Consider the following 6,302-nt stretch of genomic DNA (forward strand, 5'->3'; position numbering starts at 1 on the left):
GGAAAACAGCCCTTCGCTCCGGTAATCGCCGCCCCGCATCTCAAATCCTTCAACCTCAGTTGAAGGCGTCTGAATCACCTCAAGCGGCTCGAGGAAAGAGCCTTTTTCCGCAACCTGTTAAGGTCTGTCTGCAAGTGAACTTGGGCCTGAAACTCAGGCGCGGCGAGGCTTTGCGGATCATTGCCAAGATTCTTGGCGCAAGCGGTAATCTGGCGTGGGGCGACGAAGACATCGTTTTGCTTCCGACTTGCGTCACACCCGAGGATTTGACCGCGCTGCTGGATCAGCTGGTGCGCCATCTGCGCGACATTGCATTCCGGCCACTCACGCCAAGACAACTGCGCGACGTTCTCCAGATTTCAAATGTCGAACGATTGCGCTGGACGAAGTCGGGCCAGTTGATCCGTAGTGGAACTGCCGTGATTAAAAGAGGCCAGTTGATCGCTGTCCCTACCTATTGCATTCAAGGCGTTGAGAAAATTTTGGCGGAACCGAACATTTTGGATAGGTGGAGAAACGAGATATATTCATGATAATTGTGCAAAATCATCAGGATAATAAATTATTTAATGAACTCGGATTTTATATGACGCACTAATAATTGATTATCATATTCTATACAATCGAAAGTTTTTCAGCCCTTTGTGCAATAGCACCAAAAGCCTGCCAGTGGCGAATGACCGCTTCCAAGTGCGACAACCTAGGGGCTGAATGGCTTGAATGGGCGCAGAGCAGCCCCCAGAACACGCAGTGCGATTTCGCTAAGCGCTGATGCCTGCGCCGGGAGACGGAACGGGGTCCGGGGCGATGGCCCCGGAATCAGGCTTTGCCCCTAATCACTCCCGCAATCCTCACTCGCCCTTGCCGTGATCGCCTCGCCCGAAGTCGGGGCGGCTGTCGTCCTGGCCTTCCTGGATGATCGAGCGGCGGATGTCGCGGGTGCGGGCGAAGTGGTCGAAAAGCTGGTCGCCGTCGCCCACGCGGATCGCGCGCTGGAGGGCGGTGAGGTCTTCGGTGAAGCGCTGGAGCATCGTCAGCACGGCTTCGCGGTTGGTCAGGAACACGTCGCGCCACATCGTCGGGTCGGAGGCGGCGATGCGGGTGAAGTCGCGGAAGCCTCCGGCCGAATACTTGATGACTTCGCTCTGCGTCACGTCTTCCAGATCGGACGCGGTGCCGACGATGGTATAGGCGATCAGGTGCGGCAGGTGGCTGGTGACGGCGAGTACGAGATCGTGATGCTCGGGGCTCATCCGCTCGACATTGGCGCCGAGCGCTTCCCAGAACTCGACCAGCGCGGAGAGCTTGAGGAGGTCGGTCTGTTCGGGCGGGGTGACGATGCACCAGCGGTTGCGGAACAGCGCTGCAAAGCCCGCGTCCGGCCCGGAGTTTTCGGTGCCCGCGACCGGGTGTGCCGGGATCACCAGATGGTCGGGCAGCGCCGCGCCCAGTTCGCGCGCGATCAGCTGCTTGGACGAGCCGACGTCGCTCACCAGCGCATCGGGGGCGATGGCATCGCGCAACGGCGCTGCGACCGTGCCCATGGCGCCCGGCGGCACGCAGAAGATCACCAGATCGGCGCCGGAGACGGCTTCCGCCGCGGTCTCGAACACCTGCTGGACAAGGCCGCGCTCGGCGGCGCGGGCGCGGGTATCGGCGCTGATGTCATGCCCGGTCACGCGCATGTCGGGCAGGGCTTCCTGCACCGCAAGGCCGATCGAGCCGCCCTGCAGGCCAAGGCCGATGATCGCGACGTGACGGAAAGCCATCGGTGCCGCCTCAGCCCTGCTGTTCGGCCATGCGCGTGAGCGCGTCGGCGATGGCGTCCATGTCGTGCGTCTTGCCGATGGTGATGCGCAGTGCCTGCGGCAGGCCCTGACCCGGCAGCCAGCGCACGATGTACCCGGCATCGGCCAGCCCTTCGAGCGCGGCCTCGGCGGTCAGCCTGCCCTCGAACAGCACCAGCACGAAGTTCGCCTGGCTCGGCAGCGGGCGCAGGCCGTGGTTGCCGAGCGCGGTGAGGCGTTCGACGAAGCGGGCGCGCTCGTCGCGGTTGTGGACGCGGGCGGCCTCGATGAAGCCGTCGTCGCCCAGTGCCGCCAGCGCCATCGCCTGCCCGGTGGCCGAGACGTTGAAGGGGCCGCGAATGCGGTTGAGCGTGTCGATCAGCCCCGGCGCGCCGGTGGCCCAGCCGATCCGCTCGCCGGCAAGGCCGAAGATCTTGGAGAAGGTGCGCGTCACCAGCACGTTGTCGTGCGCGGCGGCGAGCGCGAAGGCACCGTCCTCGTCCTCTGCCGCGACATATTCGCCGTAGGCCTGATCGATCACCAGCACCACGTCGGTAGGCAGCGCGGCGTGCAGGCGGGCGATCTCGCCCCTGGGCAGGTACGAGCCGGTGGGGTTGTTCGGGTTGGCGACGAAGACGACGCGGGTCTTTTCGGTGACGAGCGCCAGCAGCGCGTCGATATCGGTGCCGTAGTCGAGATCGGGTGCCACCACCGGCGTCGCCCCGCAGCGGCGCGCGGCGATGTCATAGACCGCAAAGCCGTAGCGCACGTAGATCACCTCGTCGCCCGGCCCGGCATAGCCCTGCGCGATGATGTGCAGGATCTCGTCCGAGCCGGTGCCCATCACCACGCGCGCGGCATCGAGGTCGTGCTTGTGCGCGATCGCAGTGCGCAGCGCGGTGCTGTCCGGGTCCGGGTAGAGCGCCGGGGCCTGCGCACGCGCGGCGAGCGCGGCAGCGCTGGTGCCGAGCGGGTTCTCGTTGGCCGAGAGCTTGATCAGCGGCTGGCCGTCCTTGCCCTTGGACTTGCCCGGCACATAGGCATGGATCGCCTCGATCCACGGCTTGGGAGCAGGTGCGGTGCGGGCTGCGGGCTTGGCGTTCACGGTCTCGGTCATAGCGCGGCGGGGCTTACCGCAGGCGCCGCGCAAATGACAGCGCGAGATGCACGAGGGTGCAATAGCGCTGCTTTGTCGCCTGAAAGTTGACTTGCCAGGAAAGTTGACTTGAACGCGTGGCAGGCCCACTTGGCGTGCCATCATGGCTACGGCTCCCTTCATCGATTCCAGTCAGTTTCTGGACCTCGCCCAGCCGCTCGTCCTCGATGGCGGGCAGAGCCTGCCCGGCGTGCGCATCGCCTACGAAACCCAGGGGACGCTGAACGCGGCCAAGGACAACGCGATCTTCATCTGTCATGCGCTGACGGGCGATCATCACGTCGTCTCGCACCACCCCAAGACTGGCAAGCCCGGCTGGTGGGTCCGCATGGTCGGCCCCGGCAGGCCGATCGACACCGACCGCTTCTTCGTGATCTGCGCCAATGTGATCGGATCGTGCATGGGCTCGACCGGCCCCGCCAGCCTTGCGCCCGACGGGCAGCCGTGGGGCATGCGCTTCCCGGTGATCACCATCCGCGACATGGTGCGCGGCCATATCGCCCTGCTCGATGCGCTGGGGATCGACAGCCTGCACGCGCTCGTCGGCGGCTCGATGGGCGGGATGCAGGCGCTGAGCCTTGCCGCCAACTTTCCCGAGCGCGCCCGCGCGGTGCTGGTGCTCGCCTCCACCGCGCGCCACTCGGCGCAGAACATCGCCTTCCACGAAGTGGGCCGACAGGCGATCATGGCCGATCCCGAATGGCGCGAGGGCGACTATTATGCGCATGGAAAGGGGCCGGAGAAGGGCCTCTCCGTGGCGCGCATGGCCGCGCATATCACGTATCTGTCGGAAGCGGGCCTCACCGCCAAGTTCGGCCGCCGGTTGCAGGACCGCGACGAGAAGACCTTCGGGTTCGACGCCGATTTCCAGATCGAATCGTACCTGCGCTATCAGGGGCTGGCCTTCACCGACCGCTTCGATGCCAACTCGTACCTCTACATCACCCGCGCGATGGACTACTTCGACCTTGCCGAAGAGCACGGCGGCCTGCTCGCGAATGCCTTCGCGAAATCGAAGGCGCGCTTCTGCCTCGTCAGCTTCGATACCGACTGGCTCTATCCCACCGCCGAATCGCGCAGCGTCGTGCAGGCGCTGAACGCTGCGGGCCTGCCCGCCAGCTTCGTCGAGCTGTCCGCGCCTTACGGCCACGATTCCTTCCTTCTCGACGTGCCCGCGCTCGACCGCGTGGTGCAGGGGTTCATCGCATGATCGCGCTTTCCGACGACATAGTTCTGGCCGACGATAAGGCCCGCCTCGATGTCGAGCGGGTCCACGGCTGGCTGGCCTCCAGCTACTGGACGCCGGGGATTGCCCGCGCGCAGGTGGACAAACAGATCGCCAATTCCCACTGCCTCGGCGCCTATCATCCGGAGCTGGGGCAAGTCGGCTTCGCGCGCATGATCTCCGACAAGGCGAGCTTCGCGTGGCTGGCTGACGTCTTCGTAGACGAGCGCGCGCGGGGGGCAGGCGTGGGCCGCCGCATGGTCCAGTGGTTCGTCGAGAACCCGGACTACGCCACCGTGCGCCGCTTTGCGCTCGTCACCGCCGATGCCCATGGCGTCTACGAGGGTGTGGGCTTCCACACCCCCATCCGGCCCGAGCGCTATATGGAGCGCCTGTCCGACGCCTTCGCCGCCGAACTCAAGGCCTTGAAATGACCGCTGCCGAGACCGCTCACCTGCGCCCCGACCTTGCGGTGATCGCCGCCAATGTCGCGCGCGGCAGCAGCGTTCTGGACGTCGGCTGCGGCGACGGTACGCTGATGGCGGCGCTGCGCGACCGGCTGGCGTGCGACACGCGCGGCATGGACGTCGACCCGGCGAACGTCGGCGCGTGCGTCGCGCGCGGGCTCTCCGCGATCCAGGGCGATGCCGATCAAGACCTGTCTTTCTATCCCGACAAGTCGGTCGATTACGCGATCCTCTCGCAGACCCTGCAGACGACGATGCGCCCCGATCTGGTGCTCGACCAGCTGCTGCGCATCGGTCGCCGCGCCTTCGTGAGCTTCCCCAACTTCGCCCACTGGCGCGTGCGCCTCTCGTTGCTGTGGGGCGGTCGTATGCCGGTGACACGCCTGCTGCCCGTCGCCTGGTATGAGACGCCCAACATCCACCACCTGACCGTCGACGATTTCCGCGCCCTCCTGAAAGAGCGCGGCATCACCGTCGAAGGCCGCTGGTTCCTCTCGGGCGACACGAAATGCAGCGCGGCGGCGGCAAACTTCCGCGCCGAACACGCGGTGTTCCTGCTGTCGCGGTGAGGGTGGCTTTGCGCCCTTGGCGGCCATAGAACAGCAGATTTGACGGCCCTGACAACGGCCAGTCCCCTATCTCATGGCCATTGGCCAATTGGTCGCTCGAGGCTACCAATATGCGAATGGCCATTCAAAACCTCTCCGACGCGCTTATTACCGCAGGGGTGTCCTTTCACGAGGCTACCGTGACGGATTTTATCCGCGAAGGCGTGGATATCAGGCTGCGGTGTGAAGGTATGACGTCTTCCAAGCAGCCAACCAGCTTCACGATCTTGTTCGAAGGTGTATCTTCTATCGCGATCGATGGAAACAACTCCGCTGGCCCAATATACTCCGCCTTACCACGCCGTAAAAGACGGCGAACGCAGCATTTTTTCTTCTTAATCACGTTTCGGACAATATCGTGGCCAACTAAACGACCAAACGGATATTTGACGCTGTGACCGATGAAGGTTCGCCGAACACGGAATTATACGCCAGCTTCATGAGTGAGGCCAAAATCCGATTAGTCGCGGTGCATCGCATTCTTCAGTCGCTACGACCAAGCGCAAATCCTCCATACGAAGCCTTCGTTGATGCGGAATCGTGCATTTTGCAGCTTCGATTTCTATGTGAACTTGTTGCTCTTGCCAGCTTGGCTGCTCACAGCGGAGTTGGTTTGAACAGCAGCTTGCTGAAGGGCTATCATGCCGGAAACATATTCCGCGATTTGACGCGGTTGAATGTTCATTGCTTTCCGAAGTCGGTGGACCCGTTTGTAATCGGCCCAGAATTGCGCCTCAGCGTCAGATCGGATTCATTAGATAAGAACGGATTGGAGAAGATATATAATTCGTGTGGCGAATTATTGCATCGCGGCGCGCTGAAGAAGGCTCTTGGAGGACAGGTGCGTAACTACGACATGTCTACGGTCAACCGTTGGGCGAAACAGATAAATGATCTTCTTCAATATCATACGATTGCGATTCTAGAACACGGCTACATTCTAGTGGATTGACCGGAACGAAAGAGTCCGGTTGGGGATTCCCAGCGGCTTGCAGGCGTGCCAGTCTCGCAGGATGCGCGATGGCATCAGCTTCACCGTTTCGGCCTCCGACCGTCAAC

At 63.1% G+C, this 6,302-nt stretch carries 7 protein-coding genes; 5 read left to right on the forward strand and 2 right to left on the reverse strand.

Annotated elements, in window-relative coordinates; all coding sequences use genetic code 11:
- Nucleotides 1-533: hypothetical protein (locus AC3EC3_RS19665; RefSeq protein ID WP_488491265.1), on the forward strand; the 533-nt coding region annotated here is incomplete at its 5' end.
- 318 nt (nucleotides 534-851) lie between these two features.
- On the opposite strand, the gene AC3EC3_RS19670 is transcribed toward AC3EC3_RS19665, so the two are convergent.
- Together AC3EC3_RS19670 and hisC are read right to left on the reverse strand one after the other, a co-directional pair.
- Nucleotides 852-1,769 (reverse strand): prephenate/arogenate dehydrogenase family protein, encoded by a 918-nt coding sequence (locus tag AC3EC3_RS19670; RefSeq protein WP_488491266.1) that lies wholly within the window; start codon nucleotides 1,767-1,769, stop codon nucleotides 852-854.
- A 10-nt stretch (nucleotides 1,770-1,779) separates the two neighbouring features.
- On the reverse strand, nucleotides 1,780-2,904 hold the full coding sequence (gene hisC, locus AC3EC3_RS19675) for a histidinol-phosphate transaminase (RefSeq protein ID WP_488491267.1): 1,125 nt from the start codon (nucleotides 2,902-2,904) through the stop codon (nucleotides 1,780-1,782).
- Between the two features lie 142 nt (nucleotides 2,905-3,046).
- Here hisC and metX point away from each other — a divergent pair, with 142 nt between their 5' ends.
- The 4 genes from metX to AC3EC3_RS19695 all read left to right on the forward strand — a co-directional run bounded on the left by metX (nucleotide 3,047) and on the right by AC3EC3_RS19695 (nucleotide 6,195).
- Nucleotides 3,047-4,153, forward strand: coding sequence for a homoserine O-acetyltransferase MetX (gene metX, locus AC3EC3_RS19680; RefSeq protein ID WP_488491268.1), 1,107 nt, complete (start codon nucleotides 3,047-3,049; stop codon nucleotides 4,151-4,153).
- Nucleotides 4,150-4,602 carry a GNAT family N-acetyltransferase gene (locus tag AC3EC3_RS19685; RefSeq protein WP_488491269.1) on the forward strand — a complete coding sequence of 151 codons (453 nt, stop codon included), beginning with the start codon at nucleotides 4,150-4,152 and terminating at the stop codon, nucleotides 4,600-4,602. The genes metX and AC3EC3_RS19685 overlap by 4 nt, the downstream gene beginning before the upstream one ends.
- Complete coding sequence (metW, locus tag AC3EC3_RS19690) at nucleotides 4,599-5,204, forward strand: methionine biosynthesis protein MetW (RefSeq protein WP_488491270.1); 606 nt, start codon at nucleotides 4,599-4,601, stop codon at nucleotides 5,202-5,204. The genes AC3EC3_RS19685 and metW overlap by 4 nt, the downstream gene beginning before the upstream one ends.
- A gap of 478 nt (nucleotides 5,205-5,682) precedes the next feature.
- A complete protein-coding gene (locus AC3EC3_RS19695; protein ID WP_488491271.1) occupies nucleotides 5,683-6,195 on the forward strand; it encodes a hypothetical protein in 513 nt (170 codons plus the stop codon).
- The last annotated feature ends 107 nt before the right edge of the window (nucleotides 6,196-6,302 follow it).

Source organism: Novosphingobium sp. BAM6 (assembly GCF_057784955.1).